Source organism: Litchfieldia salsa (assembly GCF_900104555.1).
Lineage (GTDB): Bacteria > Bacillota > Bacilli > Bacillales > Bacillaceae_L > Litchfieldia > Litchfieldia salsa.
In genome coordinates this window covers 158120-180595 of sequence record NZ_FNJU01000003.1, presented here as the reverse complement: position 1 = coordinate 180595, position 22476 = coordinate 158120, and the positions used below count along the sequence as shown (strand labels likewise).

Sequence of the window (22476 nt, the reverse complement as noted above, 5' to 3'; positions counted from 1 at the left end):
CATGAGGATTATCCTCAAAGCATATTCTTTTTACCCTTTAACAGCCCCAATCGTAATCCCTTTAATAAAGTACCGTTGCACAAACGGATAAAATAGAATAACCGGTCCAGTAGCAACTACGGCTGTTGCCATTTTCATCGTTTCTAATGGGATATCCTGTGGCGGTACATTGGAAGCAGCGGCTGAATTCCTTATGAAATCAGCACTTGTGATTACATTATAGAGAAATAACTGTAGTGGTCTATATTCCATGTTAGGTGATAGAAAAAGCATCGAATTATACCATTCATTCCAATACCCTAGAGCAATAAAAAGTCCTATTGTCGCCAAAGCGGGTGTTGACATAGGTAGAATTAATCTTAAAAATATAGTGAAATCACCCGCACCATCCATTTTCGCAGATTCAGTAATTTCTACAGGTATAGATTTCGTAAAGGCTTTCATCATGATGATAAGAAAAGGACTAAGCAATCCTGGTAGGAGTACAGCAAGGTAGTTATCTTTAAGATGTAGGTACTGCGTTACTAGGAGATAGAACGGGACAAGTCCACCTGAGAAAAGGGTTGTAAAGTAAATATAGAATGAGATTTTATTACGAAACAAAAAGTCCTGACGTTGTAAGGCATAACCAGTCATCGCTACAATAAATAAGCCGATCGCAGTTCCAACCACTGTAATACCCATTGTTACGACATAAGATCCAATGACTAGTCTTGGATTCTGAAAAACAATCTCGTAAGCAAATGTCGAAAACTCCTTTGGCCATAAAGAAAAGCCATGTTCCATAATTGCACTCTCAGATGTGAAGGAAGACGACACGATTAATACAAAGGGTAAAAGGCAGCATAGAGCAAAAAAGCCAATAAAACCGTAACCAATCATACGAACGACAATTGTAGAAAAATCAATATTTCGTCTAACAGTGTTTTCCATAAAATTCTCTTCCCTCCTTAAAACAACGAATTTTCTGGTGAAACCTTTTTAACAATCCAGTTTGCAGTAATGACAATGAAGAATCCGAAAATAGATTGATACAAGCTTACAGCGCTTCCTAAAGAGAAGTTAAAATTCGTCATCAATGTCCGGAATACGTAAGTTTCAATAATATCTGTCGTTGGATAAAGCATCGTATTATTAGCCCCAACTAAGTTATAAAATAGACCAAAGTTACCGCGTAATACTCCTCCTAGCGAGAACAATAATAAGATGATAAATGTAGGTTTGAGCCATGGAATAATGATATATCTGATCCGTTGAAAGGCATTTGCTCCGTCAATTTCAGCAGCTTCTATAATCGATTTATCAAGACCCATAATAGCCGCAAAATAAACGATTGAACCATAGCCTGTAGATTGCCATAGAAAAGTAATGACAATTATATATGGCCAAATTGACGGATTTGAATAGGTCTGTACAGGGTCTAAACCAACCATTTTCAAAAACGAATTAAGTACACCATAATCGTAACTAAGTATGTTATAAGCTAAAAGTCCAACTAGAACGGCAGAAATAAAATGTGGTAAAAACATAATGGTTTGTGAAACCTTTTTAAACCATTTACTTGTCAGTTCATTAAGCATAATCGCTACACCTATTTGTAGGAAATTTCCTAAAATGATGAAAGCTAGATTATAAGCAATTGTATTAAAGGTTAACTTCCATAGGTCACCGGTCATGACTAAAAAACGAAAATTCTCAAATCCAACGAAGGCACTATTGAAGATTCCTAACGAATAGTCATAATTGACAAATGCAAGATAAAGCCCCGGCATTGGTAAATAAGCAAAAATAGCAAAGAAAATGATGGCAGGCATACACATAAGAAGTAGGGTTCGGTTTTTCCAGATTTTTTTAAACAAAGATAATTTATGTTTTTCTACAATGGGCGTCTGTGATTGCACAATCACTGTTTTCATTTCAATCCCCCTTTAGACTACTGATCTTTTGAAGCAAATTACAGAAACAGATTAATTCGCCATATCCCGACAAAATCACCGATAAATGAAACGGGTTTCATTTTTAAAATGTAGAAATTCCACACATTCTCTTATAGTGCCTCCTTTTCTTGAAACGGGTTTCAAAATACTCAATTAGAGTTCTACACATCTTTTATAAAGCCTACTATTCTATTGTTTGCTCTTGATGTAAGCGGTTACTTATGTTTCCATTATATTCCTTGTGTATTTAAAAGTAAATATAATTATTTTTACTTCTTTAAATTTTCTGATAGTGATTCCGGAGTTGCTTCCTATACTTCACTCATTATGTGAAATCGGTTTCATTTATAATAAAAAACATCCCCTGGCTAAAGGGATAACCAAGGGAAGAAATACTAGATTATGAAAATAAGGTAATAGAGTTTATAAATCCCTTACATGAATCCCTTTAAGTTTAAATGAATAGGAGTAGCTTCGATTCGCATATAGCGTGTATTCAGGATGTGTCCTTTGTCCCCAGCTATCGTCTCCCCCAACACCCATTTGTTTATAATTTATACGCACTACAGTTTTATCACTCGTTGGTAATTTATATCCATGATCATGTTCTTCAAGCTCAATTGGAGTATATGGTAAAGCATTTACCTCAATTATCGGGCTCCCTGATAATTTCATTCCAATTCCTTCTTGATTGGATAACACAGCCCATCTTACACCTGTTTTATTCCCGCATTCCTGTGGTTTTAAGTACGGAACATATTGATCCTTTACTTTCCCAGTATAGATTCCAATTTTTGCACCTTTCTCTTTATCCCAATAGTTCTCATATGGACCTTTTCCGTACCATGTGATTGTATCAAATGAATCCTCCAATAATGCCATCATACCAATCTCAGGGATTTCAGGAAGTCCCTCACCTGGTTGTAACATATAATCAACTTTTATCTCCCCATCTCCTGTAATCGTATAGATCATTTGGCAGGAAGACATAGTAGATTTCAGACTGTATTCGGATGTGATCACAGTTGTTGATTTGTTTTTCACATCAACTAAAAAGGAAGTTAGGACTTTGTTCATCCACGCATCTCTCCAAACAGAGCTGCGTTCATGCAATTTATTACCACGGTCATTATCGGTCATCGCTCGCCAGAAATTAAGACCTAATTCATCCTTTAATAGAGAGACACCATTGAATCGATACGAATCCAACGTTCCGTTATTTTTATTAAAAACCACTTCAAAGTCAGTTCCATTAATACTCACATAGGATGGATCTTCCGATACATTTGTCTCTAATGATGTGACAGCTCTAGATTCTGATCTGGTTATTACAGTAGGCATCACAAACTGTCCAAACGCAACTTCATGCCCCTTCTGAGCCCATAAAGTGTTGTTTTTCAATTGTAGGCTAACAGTTAAAATGTATTCACCCTCCTGTTCGAAATCTTCAGGGAGAGAGTATTCTAGTTTAATGGTTTTGGCAATCCCTGGTTCTACATCAATATCAAGCGTACCCACTTGAATTTGCACACCATTTTCAGCTAACTCCCAACCTAACTCGAACTCTTGTAGATTAGTAAATAAGTAATTATTTATTACATCAATAAGCCCCTCTTTAAGGTTATTTACCGTAAAACGTACATTCTGATAACACTTTTTCACCTCAATAATCTTTGGTGTAATCGTTCCGTCAGCAAAGATTAAGCCATTTCCAGAAAAGTTGCCATCATGAGGGCTCTCTCCAAAATCACCGCCATAAGCTAAATACGGTAACCCATCGTCCGTCACAGTTTCCAACGCTTGATCCTTCCAGTCCCAAATAAATCCACCTTGAATAATAGGGTATTTATCAAATAAATCCGTATACTTGTATAGGTTTCCACAGGAATTCCCCATTGCATGACTATATTCACATAAAATGTACGGCTTCGGATTCTCTGTTCTTTCAGCATACTGTGCATATTTCTCTACACCCTCAGGACTTATATACATGGTGCTTTCAATATCTGAAGCCGCTTCAGATTTACGGTAATGGAAAATACCTTCATAATGTACGATACGGGAAGGATCTTTCTCTCTTAGGAAATCATGCATTTTGATAAAATTATCTCCACCAAACGATTCATTTCCAAGTGACCAGATGACAATCGAAGGGTGATTTTTATCTCTTTGAAACATTGAATTACATCGATCAAGAACGTTTTCCTGCCATTCAAACTTGCTTCCTGGCACTGCATCCCCTTCACCTTTTTGCCCATATTTCCAAGTCCCATGTGTTTCAAGATTTGTTTCATCAATAACATACAAACCATATTGATCACATAATTCGTACCATAAAGGATGATTTGGATAGTGAGAGGTACGGACAGAATTGATATTATGTAACTTCATTAACTTAATATCATTAACCATATCCTCGTAACTAACTGCTCGCCCTTTATCTGATGAGAATTCATGACGGTTCACACCTTTAAAGACAATACGCTTTCCATTTATTTTCATAATGCCGTCTTTTATTTCAAACTTCCGGAATCCTACTTTACAACTTTCTGTTTCTATAATCACTCCGTCCTCATCCTTCAATGTTAAAACAAGTGTATAGAGGTATGGATTCTCCGCACTCCATTTATGAGGATTCTTCACATAAGTTGAAGTATTAACTGAGCAATTTAATTGATTATTCATTTCAACCTTCAGCTCTAGTGGATTCTCTAAGACCGGTTGATTGGAATGATCATATAGAATCGCTTCAACCATATAACCATTTCCCGCTTGTTCAAATACATTTTTGATTTTGGCTTCGATTTTTAGTTCAGCATCTCTGTATTCATGATCAAGCTCAGTATTCACAAAGAAATCATTAATATGAATTTGAGGAGTTGAATACAAATACACATCACGGAAAATTCCGCTCATTCTCCAAAAATCTTGATCCTCTAACCAGCTTGCATCACACCACCTATATACTTCTACCACTACTTTATTTTCTCCGGCCTTTAAATAAGGTGTTAAATCAAATTCTGCTGGTGTAAAGGTATCCTCACTATATCCGACAATATAACCATTCACCCACAGATAAAAAGCTGATTCTACACCTTGAAAGTTGATATAAACCGGTTGCTCTAACCAATCATCTGAAACAGTAAATGTTCGTATGTACTGACCGACAGGATTATAGTTAACCGGTGCAAACGGTGGCTTTATATCCTCGTTTCCTTCCCAAGGGTACCTGACGTTCGTATATTGTGGATAATCATATCCTTGCAGTTGCCAGTGGGAAGGTACTTTTATCTCATCCCATTCACTGAAATCATAATCTTGTTTAAAAAATTCTCTATTTCTCATATCAGGATTTTCATAGAATGCAAACTTCCATTTTCCATTTAAAGATTGATAGAAGTCAGATAGGGTTCGATCACCTTTTAATGCTTCTTCAACAGTCTTATAAGGCATTAATGTTGCATGAGCATCTAATCGATTTAATTGAAAAATCTCAGGGTTGTTATTCCATTCAGGGTAGCCATTCTTTGGCGGACTGTACTTAAATTTAGTAAGTTGCTTTAGCATAAAGTATACCTCGCTTTCTTATAATCACATTACAATGAAACCGATTACATTTTTATTGATAAAAAAGGAATCTCAATAAAGTTTATTACCGAAGATTGTTTATATTCCTTTTATTCAGATAATGAAACCCATTTCAATACCATCCTACTTCTACTCCGAAAAGATGTCAAACAATAATTACGAATCTGATAATAATTTACAAGAATCTCTCAAAATAAGTGAAGTAGGAACGACGATTTCTTTCTCCGCTTCTTTTTCATTAATCAAATCTACTAATACTTTAATTGCTGTTTGACCTAACTGATCGTAGTTCTGACTTACCGTAGTTATACCTGGTGGAAAATGCTTTGCCAAATAAATATCATCAAACCCAACAACTGAAACCTCCTCTGGAACCTTTAATCCAAATTTAGTAAGAACCTTTATTACCCCAATTGCCACTAAATCGTTCGCACATAGTAAGGCTGTAGGCCTTTCATTTAAATTGAGTAATTGTGTAGCAACCTCTTCACCAGATTCAATATTAAAGCCAGTACCTATAACCCAGTCTTTATTAATACTTAATCCTCTGGTTTTCATAGCGTTAATAAAAGAGTTCTTTTTTACGTCAGTAGAACTTATTCCATCCAATCCACCAAGAAACCCAATCTTCAAATGATTTAGATTGATTAACAATTCAACAAGCTTATCAATTCCTGATTCTTCATCTGCCCTAACCACATGAGCATCTACCCCTGTCATTCGACCATTTACAAAAACAATAGGAATTCTTTCCATGACTTTCTTAATTTCTTCAGCATATTCTTTATCTGTATCGGTATCATTAATTCTTCCACCAATATAAATAATTCCATCAACTTGTTTTTCGACTAAACTTTGTAAGTATTTTGATTCATTTTCAGAGTTATTCATCGTATTTCCAAGAAACACTGTATATCCCAATTCCATTGCATATGCTTCACTTTTTTGAAACAATGTTGAAAAGAAAGGATGACTTATGTCAGGTAGGATAAATCCAATTGTTTTCGATTGCTTATGTAATAAACTTCTTGCTAGACTGTTAGGTTTGAAATTATATTTCTCTATAACATCCATTATTTTACGCATTGTCTGTGGACGTACTTTTGCATTTCCTGTTAATACTCGGGAAACTGTTGCTGGTGATACATTAGCTTCTTTAGCAATGTCATATATGGTTATATTTCCTTTTTTCATCGTTTCCCTCCAATTTATTAAATCATTTCCACATTATTGAAATCGGTTTCATTTAATTTTAAAACGATACTAACTTTTAGTCAATACATTTGCTTTAAACGTACTACATTACATTTCCATATGTTAGAATTTTATTAGAATTATATAAGGGGGTTATTTGGAATGACTACTAATTTAACTTACGAAATAAATAAAAAAGTGAACGCTGAAGAACTTTCGCACGTCTTCATAGCATCTGGTATTAAAAGACCGAGTAATGATTTAGATCGATTACAAAGTATGATTGAAAATTCTAATATCCTAATTACAGCTTGGGATCATGACCAATTAATTGGCGTTGCTAGAGGATTAACTGATTATAGTTATAGTTGCTATTTATCCGATTTAGCTGTGAATAACGAGTACCAACACAAAGGTATTGGGAAAGAACTGGTAAGATTAGTTCAACAACATATTGGAGAAGAAGTTGCATTATTACTGCTTTCTTCCCCTACTGCAATGGACTACTATCCTAAAATTGGTTTCGAGAAGGTTGAGAATGGATTTAGAATTTCTCGAAAAAGATAGCTTAGGTTTAAATAAAAAGTAGAAGGGTCGAGGAAATATGGAATTTGTTATTCGCAGAATGATAAAGGAAGATATTAAGCAAGTGCAACAAGTTGCCAAGACGAGTTGGAATTTCACTTACGATGGAATTATTCCATTTGAGATCCAGGAAAATTTCTTAAAATATGCTTATAACGATGAAATGCTGCAGAAACGGATAAATCAATCAATCATATTTGTTGCAGAAGTTGATGGCCAAATAGTTGGGTTTGCAAACTACTCTCCTATAAAAGAAGATGGAAAAGTTGAACTCGCTGCTATTTATTTAAATCCAGAATATCAAGGAAAAGGATTAGGGACATCTTTATTGAAAGAAGGAATTAATTACTTAGATGGTGTCAAAGAAATATTTATAAACGTGGAGAAAGACAATGAAATCGGAACAACATTCTATAAAGCAAAAGGCTTCAAAGTGTTATCGGAATTTGATGATGATTTTGATGGACACATTTTAAAGACAGTAAGAATGGTATTGAAAGTTTAAAAGGCCCAGTCTCATCATTTAATAAGCAGAACAAACACATATCATTGTGATTCAACTACAGTTCATGTTTTTATTTTAAAATGCTGGATTAGTTTGTTATAGTTTTGTGTATAATTTAATTAGATTGAATAAAATGTTTTCTAGGGTTCCGTAATTTTATTGTTGGTCTGGTCCGAGAGAAAACTCACAGATTTACTGTGCCACGGAAGGATAAAAGCCTGGGAGGTTACTGTTAACAGTTGCTCAAAGGCTTTTTTATATTTTTCGTACGTATAAAGTTGAAGGTGGTAATTAAATGAACGCGAATTGGATGAAGGTATTTATTGCGGCTCTATTTGAAGTGTGTTGGGTGATTGGTTTGAAACACGCAGATGACTTGTTTTCTTGGGTTGGAACCGTTATATCTATCGTTATCAGCTTCTATTTAATGATTATGGCAACAAAAAAACTTCCCGTAGGAACTGTATATGCAGTGTTTGTGGGATTGGGTACTGCTGGTACTGTTGTTTCAGAAATCATATTTTTTGGTGAACCATTCAAATTGAGTAAGATCCTTTTGATTTTGCTGTTGCTTATAGGAGTTGTAGGCTTGAAATTAGTAACAAAGGATCAGGTTCAGGAAGGGGCTGATTCGTAATGGATTGGTTTTCTCTAATCTTAGCAGGAATATTTGAAATGTTTGGTGTTACTATGATCAATAAACTTCATAAGGACCGGAATAGGAAGTCCCTTATTCTCTTATTTTTTGGATTCGGAGCAAGCTTCATATGTCTATCTTATGCAATGAAAACCCTCCCTATGGGGACGGCATATGCAATATGGACGGGAATTGGTGCGTCTGGTGGAGCAATACTAGGAATGCTTTTATATGGAGAATCAAAGGATTGGAAAAGGTTGGTTTTTATCACAATGGTATTAAGTGCTGCAGTAGGGCTGAAACTGGTTTCATAAATATGAAAAAGGAAAAACCAAATTTTATCAAATCTATTCAAACATATAATAATTAAGATGCTTAAGCCTAATTTTATCTGAATTAGGCTTTTTTATTATAATACTATAAGTTTATGCTTGAGAAGTGATAGGATGTTTAACTCTTAACGGAAAATGATTATTACCTTTCGCTTTTATGAATAACACATCGTCACTATTCAAAACTTCATTATGAACATTCATGCCCTTATAATTAGGAGTGTAGTGAAAAACAATTTTTTTAGTGGTAGCACTAGTAATCTCTGAAAGAACATTCTCTATGATTACTTCTTTTTGACTAATAATATCAAAAATATCAACTTGGTTTTCATTTGCCTTAAAAATGACGATCGCATCTTCATTTTCTAAAAAGTAAATATCACTCTTAAACACATATATACAATAGAACATTAAAATCCCTTGAGTATCTTGCGTTCCAAATAGATTGGAAACAGGTACTCTTTCTGACGCGACATTATAAATGAACTCAAGGTCTTCTATATTGCCACCATCGAGTTTTCGAATATTTGATGTACCGGACGTTTTTGGTGAATATGATAATGAATATCTATACTCATTAACTGGATGAAATCCAAACTTCGGGTAAAATTCCAAAACATTTGGATTGGCAACTAAGTATATGAAGTCATAACTATCCTCGTATTCCTCCATCACCATATTCATTAAACTTGAGGACAATCCCTTACCTCGATAATCTGGATGTGTCATAACAGTACCTATCTGAATGGCCTTTTTTATTTCCCCATTTATAACCAATTTTAATATATTTACAGAAACATTTGCTATTACTTTTGTTCCGGCTACATAGGAAAAGGGTATATAACGATCATTCCAATATCCTTTTTTATACCATTCTTCAAAATTCAAGCCAAAAACCAAAGTTGCTAAATCATTAAAGCTTTTTCTTAGTTCATCATTATTTTTATAATCCTTGTATAACGACAACCCAGTCATATTTGCTCCCCTTCCAAGAATTCTTCTATCCCTAACATCTTACATATTTCCGTTTGAACCCTAGCCTTCCTCTATCCATTTCTTTTTGAATACTTTCATAAGCATTAAGGAAACTTCTTTTCTTATTTTCCCGCTTCACTTCTACTATTCCTACTTCTCTTGAGATCTCAAGCACCTTTTCATTTAGGGGCTTATATGATATCCCTACGGTAGATAGAAAATTATTCATAGCAGACTTTGTTCGTTCTGGAGAATCATGTATCTCAGCTTTAACCGTATCGAGCATAGTTGAAATCTTGCTTTCGGAAAATTTATTGTCTGGTCGATTTCCTAAGAGCCAGCAATAACAACTCCACCCTGCTGACATTCTCAGCTCCTGATTGCTTGCAATCCAGTTATCGGCAACTTCTTGAGCAATATCGGATTCAGATAGAGTTACAGCTACCACATAATCGGAAAGCATATAGAAATAGGCTGCATCCATCCAGCGATCAAAATCCGACTCTGTCATGGCTTTTGGGTCAGCAATAATACCTGCAAAATACATCGCATCATAGTTACCTGTCGCATAAAGCTCATCAGCTAAACGTTGATTTATTTTTATTTGCTTTGCAATTGGTTTCATAGCACCTGTTGCCACGCCAAAAACCGGCTCTTGGGCACCATTTGATATGTATATTTTTTTCGTTCGTTCCTTGCCTAAGGCTTCAAGCTCCTGCATAACTGTATCGAAATCCATCGATTTGTACTTCCTTCCAAATTTAGTTGTAAGAAACAAACAAACTAATTTCTATTTTAAGTCTCTATTCTTCAATTTTACCATAATCTTATTAAGCTAATCTTTGCTTAGTTCAAACACTTAAAGAAAGTCAAGTACTATTATCCTGATAATAATGACCGTTAACACATAAGGAAGAATGAAAATTCCAAACGCTTTTAAGAATGCACTAAATTCTGCTTGCTTCCTTCTCTTAAAATAAAATAAAAAAGAAGGAATTGAACCTAAGAAATAGGAATAGGTAACTACCCCAAGTGCTTGCAATATCCATATTTCCCGATCAACAGTCATTGCAAATCCAAACGCTATCACAATACAAAGAAGTATTGGAGAGGCAACACTCTTAGATTAAATTTCATAAATTCATCATACATATCCTAACCTCCCATTTTTAGAATCAATTAATTTTGGTAGAACTTCGTAAGCATTATGCTCCTTTAGCTTAGTACATTTCATCACAGTGTGTCCCTTTTCTTAAGTCGTATATATTTACCTTAACTCTTGCGTAAGATAACTGGTGCTATTTAAGAAAAATCAGAATTTAGATGTTCATATCAAAAAAGCACCCTAAGGATGCTCTTTAACTACTAATATAGGAATCTCAAATCTCCGTTATTAAAGTAATCGGTTCGACCCTTTAATAATTCACTGATTTTGCAACTTCAACCTTTAACGGAGATCTTTGAACAAGTCCGTAAAATGATAATAAAGCTAAGAAGCTTGCAGAAAGGATTGTTATACCCATTGGAACAGCTGTATGTTCCCCTGCTATCCCTACAAGAGGGGCTGTTATTGAACCAAGCATAAATGGTAAAACACCCAATAGTGCGGAGGCACTTCCTGCAATATGACCTTGTGACTCCATCGCTAAGGCAAAAGATGATGTGGCAATAATTCCTATACACATAACTAAAAAGAAGATAGGAATAGCGATTGCAACGATAGGTGCTTTTAATAGAATAGCTACAAGTAAAATAGCCCCTGCTGAGTTAGAAAGAATAAGACCAAACTTCAAGAAGGTTTTCTCTGAAATAGACCCAGATAATCGTCCAACTAGTTGGCTACCAATGATTAAGCCAATTCCATTAACCCCAAATAAAAAGCTAAATACTTGTGGTGATACACCATAAATATTTTGATAGACGAAGGAAATACCAGATACGTAAGCGAAGATACCTGCAATAATAAACCCTTGTGTCAGTGCATACCCTGTAAACTCACGATCTTTTAAAAGCGAACCAAAATTCTTTACCACATTCATAAAGTTACTTGGTACACGCTTTTCAGTTGGTAATGTTTCTTCAAGCTTAAAAGATGTGATGATGACTAACACTAACCCAACACAAGCTAAAGCAATAAAAACACCAGTCCAATTAGTAAAGTAGAGAATCCCTCCACCTGCTATAGGTGCAATAATTGGGCCTAGATTACTAACGATCATTAATAGAGAAAAGAACTTAGTTAGCTCTTTTCCACTATATACATCTCGAACAATAGCTCTAGAAATGACAAGTCCCCCTGCAGCTGCAAAGCCTTGCATAAAACGAGCGGCAATAAAGAAATAAATGTTCGGTGCGATTGCGCAAATTATTGATGCAAGCAAATATAAACTTAGAAAAATTAGCAATGGCTTACGACGTCCTAAAACATCACTCATTGGACCAATAATTAATTGTCCGAGTCCCAAGCCCAATAAACATGTTGTTAAACTAATTTGTACGAGTGATGCCGTGGTACCGAATTCATTGACAATAGTAGGAAAAGAGGGTAAATACATATCAATGGTAAATGGTCCTAAAATGGCAAGTGATCCTAAAAGTAAAGCTAGCTGTAAACGTTTAGTCCCTGTTGTTTGGTTCAATTTTTTTCTCGCCCTTCTGTCATGTCCTATCCACTAATTTAGTTAAATAAGAGCTTATAGAAACCCCTTAATACTCTAAAAAGGATACGAACATTCTTTATCTCGAATTATTTCGGAATCTAAAATATCCCTCTTATTATATAGGTAGATCAGATAAATTGGAATTATTTTGAACCTGAAATTACAAACTTTTAATATTCCCTCGACTTCTCAAAACATTTTACATCAATAACCCAAAGAAAAAAACTGTCAAGGACAGCCGATTCATTAAATCTTATTTCTGGTTTTCACCTTAAAAAACTATACACAGATTTAAACTGACTTAAACGTCCAATAATTATTTAAAATAAAATTAACTAATGGAATAATAAGGATGGTCACCAATTCACTAATTAGATAATTCATCGATAGCTTCGTAACAATGATATACATAATTAATATATTTAGCACAAATCCAATAGATGCAACAATAAAAAACTTAATCAATTCTTTGTGGCCGTAGCTCCCTCCAAATGTATATTTCTTATTAAGCATATAAGAGAATATTGTCATGATAAGAAAGGATATTCCAGAACTAAGTACTGGTTCAATGTTATTAACTTCTACACATAAGAACATGGCTAGAAAGTAGATAGCTGTACAAACAACACCCACTAAGCTATATCTAAAGAACTTTATTGCAAGATTCATGTTGGCCACCTCAATTACAGAAAAAACATGCTTTAATTTTGTGCACGTTAACTAGAATTTTCTAACATTCTATCACACCTTTAAGTCTAATCGTAGTTGTAGTTTTTTCCGATTTAAGAATCTAACATAAATCTAACGAAGATGTATTAAATTAATGAAAACTAAGGCTGTCTTTACTTTTTTGACACTGATCATTACAAATACTTAAAAAGCCAAACCTAAATAAACTAGTCCTGAAAATAATAAAAACGCAGTAAAAAGAAGGATTTTACTTCGACTTGACCAACTTTTCATCCAGCCCCATCTTTTTCGGTTTGAATCTAACCAATGGTAATCAATGAGTAAAGTTAAAGTCAGGATAACAGTAATTTAACCTTCTATTCACTTTCTTTCCGATTATTTCCTGTAGTCTTGTAAATAATAATCCTTGTTAGAAAATAAAATTGGAGGAGGAGGAGTATGAAACCAAAAGATAAAAAGGACTCAGATTCGATTATGGAGCCTAACTTTGCAGGAACTGACGCACAGAAAGTCAAGCAACAAATTAAAAAAGATGTAAGCCAAGGTCAAGGTGCAATGACTTCCCGTGAAGCAGGCGGAATGCAAGATTAATAATCATTATCCTATCAATAAGGTGGCCTGTAACGGAAGACTTGTTACAGGCTTTTCATGTATTATTTTTCTTTAAAATTAAGTAAGCGTTTTATCTTTTTCCGATCATCTATAGAATACTTAAAATATGTTGTACCTCTATTCAAAGATTGATATTATTATAGTTATTGTTTTTTTAAAATATTATTTTCATCAAGAAGGAGCACAATATCTATGCAAAACAAAATACCCTTTTCAACGTATGCAATTATTGGTACGATGCTATTTGGCATGTTTTTCGGGGCAGGGAATTTAATCTTCCCTATACAACTTGGACAACTTGCTGGCACGAACTTTTGGCTAGCGTTAACAGGATTTTTAGTTACAGCAATCGGACTACCCTTTATGGGAATATTAGCGATTGGTCTGACTGGAAGTAACGGATTACGAGATTTGGCTAGTAAAGTACATCCAGTGTTTGGGCTAAGCTTCGCAGTAGCACTTTACCTAACTATTGGACCGTTTTTTGCTATTCCACGTACAGCAACAGTACCATTTGTTGTAGGTTTTGAACCTTATATTAATCCGGAACATGCAAGCTTATGGCTTTTACTCTTTAGTTTTCTATTCTTTGTCATTGTCTATTATTTCTCACTAAACCCTGCAAAAGTTATGGACTACATTGGCAAATACTTAACACCTGCATTTTTACTATTTTTATTTTTCTTAATTATATTTGCCGTTGTTAAACCTATGGGGAAATTTGGTGTTCCTACAGGAGATTATACTCACCTAGCATTTATGACAGGCTTTAAAGAAGGCTATAACACAATGGATGCTCTCGCGTCTCTCGCGTTCGGAATTGTTGTGATTAATGCGATTAAGAGCCAAGGCATCACTGATATTAAAACAATTTCGAAAGCAACATGGAAATCAGGAATTTTCGCTATGGGGCTTATGATGCTTATTTACGGACTTATTACTTTTATGGGAGCATCGAGTGTATCTGTAATCGGTACATTTGATAATGGTGGTCTCATTTTCGCTGCTGTTGCTCAGCATTACTTCGGTTCATATGGTGCCATATTATTAGGAATTATTATCGTACTAGCTTGCTTAAAAACCAGCATTGGTCTTATTACGGCTTGTAGTGAATTTTTCCATCAGGTATTACCGAAAGTGAGTTATAAGTGGTTTGTATTCCTGCTATCATTGACTTCATTTATTATTGCAAACTTTGGATTAACAAATATTATTCAATTTGCGATACCTGTATTAATGTTCTTATATCCACTGGCGATTGTTCTCATCTTAACAGCACTATGTTCACCTTTATTCTCTAATAAGCAAAGTGTATTCGCAGGATCAATGTTCTTTACATTTTTCGTTAGTATCATTGATGGTTACAGTGCGTTAGTCGGAAGTTTACCACAAGCTTCTGTGCGGGTTCTTGAAGCAGTTAAAATGTTCTACCATGATTATCTACCTCTCTATGACATTGGTCTTGGATGGGTTTTACCAGCCATAATTGGTGCTATCATCGGTATTTTCTGGCCTTCAAAAAAGCATTAAAGCTTCGTTTTGTTTTTTTAAAAAAACATTATTAAAAAACCCAGATTCTAGTATCTGGGTTTTTTATTTTATTAGGCTGAATCTAAGATTATTACCGGTTATTTGGATAATCACATAGCTCTATTAATGTCCCGTCAGTGGAAACGGGATTTATATAGATAAGTCTTCTTCCACGTGCATTAATACGTAGAGTATCATCTAGAAATCGAATCCCAAGTTCTTTTGCTTCAACTATAGCCTTTTCTAAATCATCAACCTGGTAGGCTAGATGGTGAACACCTTTCCCACGTTGTTTGATAAATCTGGCAATCGGTGAATTCTTATTAGTTGGTTCCAGTAATTCAATGACCTTATCTTCAGTTCTTACAATAGCTACATGAACCTCAACTCCAGGTGCATCTGCTGTATAACGATCTTCTAGCGATCCTTTTAATACATTAAGATAAAAAGGTAACACGTCATCGATCTTCCTAACAGCAATCCCTACATGATCTAAAACATAGTTCAAATTAGTTTCCCTTCTTTCTAAGCTCTATTAGCAAGCTTCTCACACATTTACTATTTTAACAAATCATAAAAGAACTCTAATTAGGAAAGAAAAAAACTCACTACTAAAGCTATTACTTCAGTAGCGAGTTTTTCTACTAATCATTCTTTCTTCTTATCTTGTGTTTGTAGTACAAACTTATTTAAGCATTTTCAATCAGTAACTTGGTTTCTAAATCTATGGGGTTAACCAAACCCAACGTCTTAGCTGTTGATGTATGAACTTCCTTAAGAAGTTTAGGGTTTTCCATTAATGACAAGCCAAAAGAAGGAATCATTTTTTTGATTTGTGGTTCCCACTCTTGCATATGCTCTGGGAAGCATTTTTGAATAACCTCAAGCATGACGTGAACCGCAGTAGAAGCACCCGGGGACGCACCTAATAATGCAGCAATTGAACCATCAGCGGCAGTAATCACTTCTGTACCAAATTGAAGTGTTCCTTTACCACCTTCTACTGTATCTTTAATTACTTGAACGCGTTGGCCTGCAACTACAAAATCCCAATCATCACTTTTGGCGTTCGGAATAAATTCTCGTAGTTCCTCCATACGCTGTTCCTTTGTTAACATCACTTGCTGAATCAGGTATTTTGTCAAGGGTATTTCTTTTGCTCCTGCAGCTAACATCGTTAAGAGATTATCTGGTTTTACGGAAGTAACTAAATCAAAGACTGAACCATTTTTCAAAAACTTTGGTGAGAAACCAGCAAAAGGTCCAAATAATAATGATTTCTTATTGTCGATAAATCGTGTATCAAGATGTGGAACAGACATTGGAGGCGCTCCAACTTTCGCTTTTCCGTACACTTTTGCATGATGTTGTGCGACTACATCAGGATTATTACACACCATGAAAATTCCACTTACAGGAAATCCTCCGATATGTTTCCCTTCAGGAATGCCTGATTTTTGTAGTAAATGTAGGCTGCCACCTCCACCTCCGATAAAGACGAATTTAGCAATATGTCTTTGAACATTACCACTTTCTAGATCTTTCACCTTCAATTCCCATAAACCATCACTAGTGCGGTTAATCCCAATAACTTTATGGTTATAATTCAGCTCGACATTCTTACTCTCTAAATGATCGAACATCATGTTAGTTAAAGCCCCGAAATTGACATCTGTGCCAGAGTCAATTTTAGTTGCTGCAATTGCCTCATTTAGTTGACGGTCTTGCATAATAAGAGGAATCCATTCCATTAATTTCTGCGGATCATCAGAGAATTCCATCCCTTGGAAAAGCGGATTTTTTGATAGCGCTTCAAAACGTTTTTTTAAGAAATTAACATTTTCTTCACCTTGTACTAAACTCATATGAGGCAATGGCATAATAAAGTCTTCTGGATTATTTATCAGCTTTTTATTAACAAGGTAAGACCAAAACTGCATTGAAATTTGAAATTGTTCGTTAATTTTAATTGCTTTACTAATATCTACAGAACCATCTGGCTTTTCAGAAGTATAGTTAAGTTCACATAATGCCGCATGACCCGTTCCTGCATTATTCCATTCGTTTGAGCTTTCCTCACCCGCATTTGCGAGTTTCTCAAACACTGTAAGGTTCCAGTCTGGTACTAATTCTTTCAAGATTGTTCCTAAAGTCGCACTCATAATTCCAGCGCCAATCAATATGACGTCTGTTCTAATTTCATTATTGCTCATTTTAAACCAACCTTTACCCATAAAATTTACAGAGAAGATGTAGGTGTCACAATAAAACTAGGGTCATTACCCTCGTCACAGTCTTTTCTGTCTCAATACAGTGTTACAATAGTTATAGTTTTATATATCTACTATTATATGATAATTATGAATTATTTAAAAGTCGAAAAAAAGTGGGATGACCCACTTCATATCATAACATGCATTGTTATTTTTAGATAACCTAAAAAGAATGAATCCAATAAAAATCTAAATAATCAACCTAATCTAACTCCAATTAGAATTCAGATTCCAATCTCTTCATAAACTCTTCGGCTGCACTGTACCCTTGTTGTTTAAGAAGCCAGTTATTTGCGGCTGCTTCAATTAAGCCAGCTACATCACGACCAGGTTGAAGCTGTATTTCAATATGAGGGATTTGAACGCCCATATACTCAGTGAATTTTGACTCATGATCTAGTTCATTATTAAGAGAATTCTTTTGCCATTTTGTCAGCTTAATATCTAACGAAATTTTTGATTCATCCTGAAAAGCTTTCCTTCCGTATAAGCGAACAACATTTAATAACCCTACACTCCTTAATGCAAGGAATTCCTTCGTTTTCCCATCGTGTGTCCCTAAAATCGTCCTTGGACTTAATTTCTTCAACACAACTACATCATCTGCCACAAGTCTGTGGCCTCTACCGATCATTGTATGTGCAGTTTCGCTTTTACCAACACCAGAATTTCCTCGAAGTAAAATACCCAGTCCATATACATTAATACAGACCCCATGTACGGTCATAACCGGCGCTAAAATTTTTAACATATAGTTATCAAGGTGGTTGATAAATTCAGAAGTAATTTGAGGGACATTTGTACATAACAAAGGAATCCCTTCTTCTTTACAATACTGTGTTAAATAAGTTAGCCCTTCTTCTCCCGCAGTAACGATAAAACATGGCGGATGATATTTCACAATATTACCTATTCGCATCTGACGTTCCTCTTTACTCAACTTATGCAGATACGTTATTTCTTTTCTACCTAGTATTTGAACCCGCTCAGTTGGAAAAAAATCAAAGTGACCAACAAATTCCAAACCCGGACGATGGCACTTTGGTTGCCTGATTTGCTCCTTTAATTTATTTTCACCAGTTAGTACTTTTAAGGAAAATTTTTGAACTACATCTTCAACAGTTAAAATTTTCACCCAATCTCACTCTCCATCCCTACACTCTCAGATTAAAATATTTGTGTTTGTTGCAGAATATCACGCAGAGCTATTTATCTGAGAAGAAATTTATGTACAATTAAGTAATTTTAAATTTTGTTCTATAGGTGTTACCTCATTATCTCGAGTATGCCTTAATAATCAAAAATTGTGGTCTTTGCATAAGTTGCTCATATCTTTCAGGTGATCTTTCTTTAAACGCTATTGTCGGTTTGGGCTCAATAACACTTTGAATCGTAAAATATTTGAGGGTTTTGTTTAATATATCACTTAGTGGCCTGCGATAGAAAGGTACTTCATACAATTTACCCTCTTTTTTCCATTGGTCAATGATTAATTCCGTTGAAAAGTATTGAGGCTCATCTAGTAATCTTATATCACTAAGAGGGTGATGAATTGAAAAAATCAGGAAACCGTTAGGCTTTAGTATCCTTTTAAATTCACTAAACGGAAGATCCCATTCCTTGAGGTAATGAAGTGTAAGAGAGCTTAATATGATATCAAAAGAATGATCATTAAAAGGTAATTTTGCTTCTAAATCTAAACACATAACCTCCGCCCTGTTTCCTAGACGTCGCTTTGCAGAGTTAACCATCTCAGGACTTAAATCGGTTGCAATAACATTTGCTCCTCTATTTACTAATTCAAGAGTGTACCATCCTGCTGCACAACCTGCATCTAACACATTTTTATTAGTTAAATCTGAAGGTAACTGACTTAACATTGCTGGTCTTTCATACTCACTATTATACAAACTTGTATGATCCAAAGAGTGTTCATATACATTAGCAAGTTGATTAAAAATCTCTTTTATTTCTTCCTTCATATTAACTGCTCCATTCTCTGTTTAGTTTACTTTAAACATTGACTAGACACTACCACATGTTGGAAGTCCAGTTCTATTTACAAGCAAATCCTGAACATTTTAATGAGTAACTTCTTCAGTTAGCCCTTTACTTAGTCTTTTCTTTCCTTTACGAAGATTCATACGAATCCATAGTTCAATGGCTATTAGATTTCCAATCCAACTTAACCAAATGGCAACAACATACCCAACTGTAAAGTTATCTATTGAATATCCAATAATCGCTGACCACATTCGAAATGTAAGAGCTGCAAATGTAACAGCATAACTGCGATACATCCATTCCTCATGTAGAACTAGATGTTTCTTACGAATATATTTATAAGCTTTATATGTGGTGTATAGCCAGGTTAAATCTAAGCCTATAAAGCCAAGAATGGCTAAAATTCCTCCGTGGGCGTAGAATGATAAATAAATCCCCACTATAGAACTAGTAAGAATCATTAAAACATATACTCTTCCTAAATTTCGATGGACTTGTAAATGCAGATTGCGTAGTTTTTTAATAAATAAAAATGGACCTAAAACTAAGGGGATAGCGGCTGTAATGATATGAATGTACAATGCTATACTCCATAGTTGATTGTTCATTCTAAACATTGTCATTCCTTCTCTAATAAGAATGGCATTGCCCTCAACCGGATCAAGTATAAAATAACGAACGATTGCAGAAATTCCTAATACAGCTGATAACAAAAGAATGATGACGAACCCCATTTTCTTAAGCACTAAGTTCCCCTGTCCCCTCTAATAGTTCCTATTATTTCATATAATAATAGGAACTACCTTGATAAATTGGTATTTTCTGTTTTTCAAAAAATCAAAGGTCTTACTTTAACCTCTTCTTTGTAAACCCTCTGAATTCATCAAAACGATTCTCCACCCATCTGGATCTTCAATTGTTACTCCTTTTTCTTTCCAATATGGATTTTCTGGTTCGACTTCATTGTAACCGAGAGTTGATAATCGATCTTTTATTATTTTCACTTCTTCTTTATCAGGAATATAAAAAACAAGTAGGTTATCTTTCGTAGGAGCAGGACATGGACTACCTTCAATATGTCTAGTAAACTCTAAATGATAGTCTAAGTCTGGTAATCCAAACATAACCCCGTCGTATCCATCATGATTTTCGAAGGATGCAACTTTCTTTAATCCCAAACCCTTTTCATAAAATGTGATAACCTCTTCGAATTTATCTGTAGGTCTTGCTATACGAAATTGGATAAACTTTCCCATTAAACGATTATTCATTTTGATCATTAATGACTAACATATTATTTTCGTCAAATTCCCAGCCTTCTCCATAAGCAACCTCCCAATAGTAACCATCAAGGTCAGTGAAATAACCCCCATAACCTCCCCAGTCAGTCTTCTTAGGCTCCTTTTGTATAATGGCTCCAGCCAACTCTGCTTTCTTTAATACTTCATCAACTTCTTCCTTTGATTTTGCATTATAAGCTAAAGTTATCCCAGAGAAACCATTTGGTTTTGTAGGGGGATTTTGACGATCAATATCCTTAGCAAGTTCATCTAGTGGATATAAAGCAATTCTTGTTCCTTCATTTCTAAAGAAAATGATAAATGGGTTTGTTTCTGTACCTCTAATTGAAGTGTCAAACCCTAACTCTTTGAAAAAATGATTGGACTTAACAATGTCATTTGTACCAAGTGTTATGAGATTTAATCTATTCATTTTCCTCTACCTCCTTAGATATTACACACCTATATAATTTTTTCACATTAACTTATAACCTCATCACATTCGAAAGAGAAAGCTACTACCAAAGAGCCAAATCATAGGGGTTAAAATAACCAACAAAAATAAACCTGTGAACATATATTTTATGTATTGTTTTCTATTAATACCTTCTCTTAATTCCCAAAGCCCTAATGTAATGAAATATAGGCCAATCAGAATTGAAGTAATTGGAATAACAAAAATTAAACTCTCCATTTACGCAGCCCCCTACTGATTTTTTCCTCTCGATGTTTTTTGTATTATTTTACCATTAAATCTTAATTAAAGAATACATTTTTTTATTAACCTTACCGTTGCTACAACAAGAAAGGGCTGATTCCTTCATGAAGAATCGCCCTCTTAGTACAGTGTTACAATCATTTAAAATAAAAGAAATGAGTTTATTTTTTTGGCTGATCAAGTGCTTGATAAGCTACCTGGTATTTTCCTCCATCAGCAACTTCTGAATGATACAAGGCCTTGAGCGCATTGTTTTTTTCAAGACTATGTTCTTCCTTCAGTTCTTTAAAGCGTGTATGCAGTTCTTTATTTTCCTTAATTAGTTGTTGCATTTGTGATTTTATGTACTTCAATATATTTCTCTCCTTTTCTGAATCTCTTGGTTCAGCCTCGTTTTTTACCTAGAAATAACCTGTTTAAAAAGACCCCTAAATTGCTCCCGGTCCTCTGCTGTAAAAGGCTTTGGTCCCTTTGTTCGCTGTCCGCTTTTACGAGACATTGCACTTAAATAACGTGTTTGCAATAATTGGTCAATATTTTCATTTGTATAACTAAATCCTTTATGATGAAGGACGATATTTCCTTTCGCTAAACCTAGCGACGCAAGACCATAATCTTGCGTCACAATAACATCTCCTTTATCCACTAACTTTACAATTCGATAATCTGCAGCATCTGCTCCAGAATCAACATAAATCGTTTCCACTCCTGGTGGCTGTTCTGCATTAGAAAAATGAGAAAAGCTTGTAACAAGAATAACAGGGATTTCTAAATTCCTTGCTTCAGATATAATAATATCTTTCACCGGACAAGCATCTGCATCCACATAAATTTTCATCCTTTTTCCTCCTCTTAAGAAGTTCAATTAACTCTTTTCGAATCTTTTTCAAAAAAAGATAAAGGTTGTCTTAATTTCGTTTTTTCCTATCACATATTATACTATAAAATTGTGTTAG

25 protein-coding genes and 1 riboswitch are annotated in these 22476 nt (G+C 34.7%); of the genes, 6 read left to right on the top strand and 19 right to left on the bottom strand.

What is annotated here, in order from left to right:
* Window positions 1–30: 30 nt before the first annotated feature.
* The 4 genes from BLQ56_RS07835 to BLQ56_RS07820 all read right to left on the bottom strand — a co-directional run bounded on the left by BLQ56_RS07835 (window position 31) and on the right by BLQ56_RS07820 (window position 6719).
* Window positions 31–933, bottom strand: coding sequence for a carbohydrate ABC transporter permease (locus BLQ56_RS07835; RefSeq protein WP_090851963.1), 903 nt, complete (start codon window positions 931–933; stop codon window positions 31–33).
* A gap of 17 nt (window positions 934–950) precedes the next feature.
* On the bottom strand, window positions 951–1820 hold the full coding sequence (locus BLQ56_RS07830) for an ABC transporter permease (protein ID WP_386756487.1): 870 nt from the start codon (window positions 1818–1820) through the stop codon (window positions 951–953).
* A 540-nt stretch (window positions 1821–2360) separates the two neighbouring features.
* Window positions 2361–5504, bottom strand: a complete 3144-nt coding sequence (lacZ, locus tag BLQ56_RS07825) for a beta-galactosidase, LacZ type (protein ID WP_090851957.1) — start codon at window positions 5502–5504, stop codon at window positions 2361–2363.
* Window positions 5505–5681: 177 nt separating this feature from the next.
* The gene (locus BLQ56_RS07820; protein WP_090851954.1) at window positions 5682–6719 is read right to left on the bottom strand and encodes a LacI family DNA-binding transcriptional regulator; all 1038 of its coding nucleotides are present in this window, start codon (window positions 6717–6719) and stop codon (window positions 5682–5684) included.
* A gap of 162 nt (window positions 6720–6881) precedes the next feature.
* On the opposite strand from BLQ56_RS07820, the gene BLQ56_RS07815 reads away from it, so the two are divergent.
* The 4 genes from BLQ56_RS07815 (at window position 6882) to BLQ56_RS07800 (ending at window position 8760) form a co-directional block, all read left to right on the top strand.
* Window positions 6882–7286, top strand: a complete 405-nt coding sequence (locus BLQ56_RS07815; RefSeq protein WP_090851951.1) for a GNAT family N-acetyltransferase — start codon at window positions 6882–6884, stop codon at window positions 7284–7286.
* A gap of 37 nt (window positions 7287–7323) precedes the next feature.
* A complete protein-coding gene (locus BLQ56_RS07810; RefSeq protein ID WP_090851948.1) occupies window positions 7324–7809 on the top strand; it encodes a GNAT family N-acetyltransferase in 486 nt (161 codons plus the stop codon).
* A 129-nt stretch (window positions 7810–7938) separates the two neighbouring features.
* A riboswitch (guanidine-I (ykkC/yxkD leader) is annotated at window positions 7939–8036 on the top strand.
* Window positions 8037–8104: 68 nt separating this feature from the next.
* Window positions 8105–8446 carry a DMT family transporter gene (locus tag BLQ56_RS07805; RefSeq protein WP_090851946.1) on the top strand — a complete coding sequence of 114 codons (342 nt, stop codon included), beginning with the start codon at window positions 8105–8107 and terminating at the stop codon, window positions 8444–8446.
* Window positions 8446–8760: a DMT family transporter gene (locus BLQ56_RS07800; RefSeq protein WP_090851943.1), complete on the top strand. Its 315-nt coding sequence runs from the start codon at window positions 8446–8448 to the stop codon at window positions 8758–8760. Before BLQ56_RS07805 ends, BLQ56_RS07800 begins: the two co-directional genes overlap by 1 nt.
* A gap of 111 nt (window positions 8761–8871) precedes the next feature.
* Here BLQ56_RS07800 and BLQ56_RS07795 read toward each other — a convergent pair whose 3' ends face one another.
* The 5 genes from BLQ56_RS07795 to BLQ56_RS07775 all read right to left on the bottom strand — a co-directional run bounded on the left by BLQ56_RS07795 (window position 8872) and on the right by BLQ56_RS07775 (window position 13082).
* Window positions 8872–9753 (bottom strand): GNAT family N-acetyltransferase, encoded by an 882-nt coding sequence (locus BLQ56_RS07795; protein ID WP_090851940.1) that lies wholly within the window; start codon window positions 9751–9753, stop codon window positions 8872–8874.
* Between the two features lie 31 nt (window positions 9754–9784).
* A complete protein-coding gene (locus tag BLQ56_RS07790; RefSeq protein ID WP_090851937.1) occupies window positions 9785–10492 on the bottom strand; it encodes a DNA alkylation repair protein in 708 nt (235 codons plus the stop codon).
* Between the two features lie 120 nt (window positions 10493–10612).
* Window positions 10613–10822, bottom strand: a complete 210-nt coding sequence (locus tag BLQ56_RS07785; protein ID WP_175490225.1) for a hypothetical protein — start codon at window positions 10820–10822, stop codon at window positions 10613–10615.
* 346 nt (window positions 10823–11168) lie between these two features.
* Entirely contained in the window at window positions 11169–12392 is a 1224-nt protein-coding gene (locus tag BLQ56_RS07780; RefSeq protein WP_090851932.1) for a multidrug effflux MFS transporter, read from the bottom strand.
* 312 nt (window positions 12393–12704) lie between these two features.
* Window positions 12705–13082: a GtrA family protein gene (locus tag BLQ56_RS07775; RefSeq protein ID WP_090851929.1), complete on the bottom strand. Its 378-nt coding sequence runs from the start codon at window positions 13080–13082 to the stop codon at window positions 12705–12707.
* A 459-nt stretch (window positions 13083–13541) separates the two neighbouring features.
* Here BLQ56_RS07775 and BLQ56_RS23390 point away from each other — a divergent pair, with 459 nt between their 5' ends.
* Together BLQ56_RS23390 and brnQ are read left to right on the top strand one after the other, a co-directional pair.
* Entirely contained in the window at window positions 13542–13694 is a 153-nt protein-coding gene (locus BLQ56_RS23390; RefSeq protein ID WP_175490224.1) for a hypothetical protein, read from the top strand.
* Between the two features lie 213 nt (window positions 13695–13907).
* Entirely contained in the window at window positions 13908–15245 is a 1338-nt protein-coding gene (gene brnQ / locus BLQ56_RS07770) for a branched-chain amino acid transport system II carrier protein (RefSeq protein WP_090851926.1), read from the top strand.
* 91 nt (window positions 15246–15336) lie between these two features.
* On the opposite strand, the gene BLQ56_RS07765 is transcribed toward brnQ, so the two are convergent.
* From BLQ56_RS07765 to BLQ56_RS07720, 10 genes are all read right to left on the bottom strand, one after another.
* Window positions 15337–15753, bottom strand: coding sequence for a VOC family protein (locus tag BLQ56_RS07765; protein WP_090851923.1), 417 nt, complete (start codon window positions 15751–15753; stop codon window positions 15337–15339).
* A 181-nt stretch (window positions 15754–15934) separates the two neighbouring features.
* Entirely contained in the window at window positions 15935–17458 is a 1524-nt protein-coding gene (locus BLQ56_RS07760; protein ID WP_090851920.1) for a malate:quinone oxidoreductase, read from the bottom strand.
* A gap of 277 nt (window positions 17459–17735) precedes the next feature.
* The gene (hprK, locus tag BLQ56_RS07755) at window positions 17736–18653 is read right to left on the bottom strand and encodes an HPr(Ser) kinase/phosphatase (protein WP_090851917.1); all 918 of its coding nucleotides are present in this window, start codon (window positions 18651–18653) and stop codon (window positions 17736–17738) included.
* A gap of 139 nt (window positions 18654–18792) precedes the next feature.
* Entirely contained in the window at window positions 18793–19500 is a 708-nt protein-coding gene (locus BLQ56_RS07750; RefSeq protein ID WP_090851911.1) for a class I SAM-dependent methyltransferase, read from the bottom strand.
* A 99-nt stretch (window positions 19501–19599) separates the two neighbouring features.
* Complete coding sequence (locus BLQ56_RS07745; RefSeq protein ID WP_090851908.1) at window positions 19600–20268, bottom strand: DUF2306 domain-containing protein; 669 nt, start codon at window positions 20266–20268, stop codon at window positions 19600–19602.
* A gap of 105 nt (window positions 20269–20373) precedes the next feature.
* On the bottom strand, window positions 20374–20778 hold the full coding sequence (locus BLQ56_RS07740; RefSeq protein ID WP_090852918.1) for a VOC family protein: 405 nt from the start codon (window positions 20776–20778) through the stop codon (window positions 20374–20376).
* A 7-nt stretch (window positions 20779–20785) separates the two neighbouring features.
* On the bottom strand, window positions 20786–21235 hold the full coding sequence (locus BLQ56_RS07735; RefSeq protein ID WP_090851905.1) for a VOC family protein: 450 nt from the start codon (window positions 21233–21235) through the stop codon (window positions 20786–20788).
* A 63-nt stretch (window positions 21236–21298) separates the two neighbouring features.
* Window positions 21299–21496 carry a hypothetical protein gene (locus BLQ56_RS07730; protein WP_090851903.1) on the bottom strand — a complete coding sequence of 66 codons (198 nt, stop codon included), beginning with the start codon at window positions 21494–21496 and terminating at the stop codon, window positions 21299–21301.
* Window positions 21497–21681: 185 nt separating this feature from the next.
* Window positions 21682–21873, bottom strand: a complete 192-nt coding sequence (locus BLQ56_RS07725; protein ID WP_090851901.1) for a hypothetical protein — start codon at window positions 21871–21873, stop codon at window positions 21682–21684.
* Window positions 21874–21917: 44 nt separating this feature from the next.
* Window positions 21918–22358, bottom strand: coding sequence for a YaiI/YqxD family protein (locus tag BLQ56_RS07720; protein WP_090851898.1), 441 nt, complete (start codon window positions 22356–22358; stop codon window positions 21918–21920).
* Between the last annotated feature and the right edge of the window lie 118 nt (window positions 22359–22476).

What these genes read in the sequence shown, in the direction of transcription:
- lacZ (WP_090851957.1), bottom strand. Translation starts at nt 5,504, where the DNA reads ATGCTAAAGCAACTTACTAAATTTAAGTACAGTCCGCCAAAGAATGGC.
- BLQ56_RS07720 (WP_090851898.1), bottom strand. Translation starts at nt 22,358, where the DNA reads ATGAAAATTTATGTGGATGCAGATGCTTGTCCGGTGAAAGATATTATT.
- BLQ56_RS07735 (WP_090851905.1), bottom strand. Translation starts at nt 21,235, where the DNA reads ATGAATAGATTAAATCTCATAACACTTGGTACAAATGACATTGTTAAG.
- BLQ56_RS07795 (WP_090851940.1), bottom strand. Translation starts at nt 9,753, where the DNA reads ATGACTGGGTTGTCGTTATACAAGGATTATAAAAATAATGATGAACTA.
- BLQ56_RS07820 (WP_090851954.1), bottom strand. Translation starts at nt 6,719, where the DNA reads ATGAAAAAAGGAAATATAACCATATATGACATTGCTAAAGAAGCTAAT.
- BLQ56_RS07750 (WP_090851911.1), bottom strand. Translation starts at nt 19,500, where the DNA reads ATGAAGGAAGAAATAAAAGAGATTTTTAATCAACTTGCTAATGTATAT.
- BLQ56_RS07830 (WP_386756487.1), bottom strand. Translation starts at nt 1,820, where the DNA reads ATGTGTATGCCTGCCATCATTTTCTTTGCTATTTTTGCTTATTTACCA.
- BLQ56_RS07760 (WP_090851920.1), bottom strand. Translation starts at nt 17,458, where the DNA reads ATGAGCAATAATGAAATTAGAACAGACGTCATATTGATTGGCGCTGGA.
- BLQ56_RS07810 (WP_090851948.1), top strand. Translation starts at nt 7,324, where the DNA reads ATGGAATTTGTTATTCGCAGAATGATAAAGGAAGATATTAAGCAAGTG.
- brnQ (WP_090851926.1), top strand. Translation starts at nt 13,908, where the DNA reads ATGCAAAACAAAATACCCTTTTCAACGTATGCAATTATTGGTACGATG.
- BLQ56_RS07835 (WP_090851963.1), bottom strand. Translation starts at nt 933, where the DNA reads ATGGAAAACACTGTTAGACGAAATATTGATTTTTCTACAATTGTCGTT.
- BLQ56_RS07775 (WP_090851929.1), bottom strand. Translation starts at nt 13,082, where the DNA reads ATGAATCTTGCAATAAAGTTCTTTAGATATAGCTTAGTGGGTGTTGTT.
- BLQ56_RS23390 (WP_175490224.1), top strand. Translation starts at nt 13,542, where the DNA reads ATGAAACCAAAAGATAAAAAGGACTCAGATTCGATTATGGAGCCTAAC.
- BLQ56_RS07800 (WP_090851943.1), top strand. Translation starts at nt 8,446, where the DNA reads ATGGATTGGTTTTCTCTAATCTTAGCAGGAATATTTGAAATGTTTGGT.
- BLQ56_RS07805 (WP_090851946.1), top strand. Translation starts at nt 8,105, where the DNA reads ATGAACGCGAATTGGATGAAGGTATTTATTGCGGCTCTATTTGAAGTG.
- BLQ56_RS07815 (WP_090851951.1), top strand. Translation starts at nt 6,882, where the DNA reads ATGACTACTAATTTAACTTACGAAATAAATAAAAAAGTGAACGCTGAA.
- BLQ56_RS07730 (WP_090851903.1), bottom strand. Translation starts at nt 21,496, where the DNA reads ATGGAGAGTTTAATTTTTGTTATTCCAATTACTTCAATTCTGATTGGC.
- BLQ56_RS07790 (WP_090851937.1), bottom strand. Translation starts at nt 10,492, where the DNA reads ATGGATTTCGATACAGTTATGCAGGAGCTTGAAGCCTTAGGCAAGGAA.
- BLQ56_RS07740 (WP_090852918.1), bottom strand. Translation starts at nt 20,778, where the DNA reads ATGGGAAAGTTTATCCAATTTCGTATAGCAAGACCTACAGATAAATTC.
- BLQ56_RS07785 (WP_175490225.1), bottom strand. Translation starts at nt 10,822, where the DNA reads ATGACTGTTGATCGGGAAATATGGATATTGCAAGCACTTGGGGTAGTT.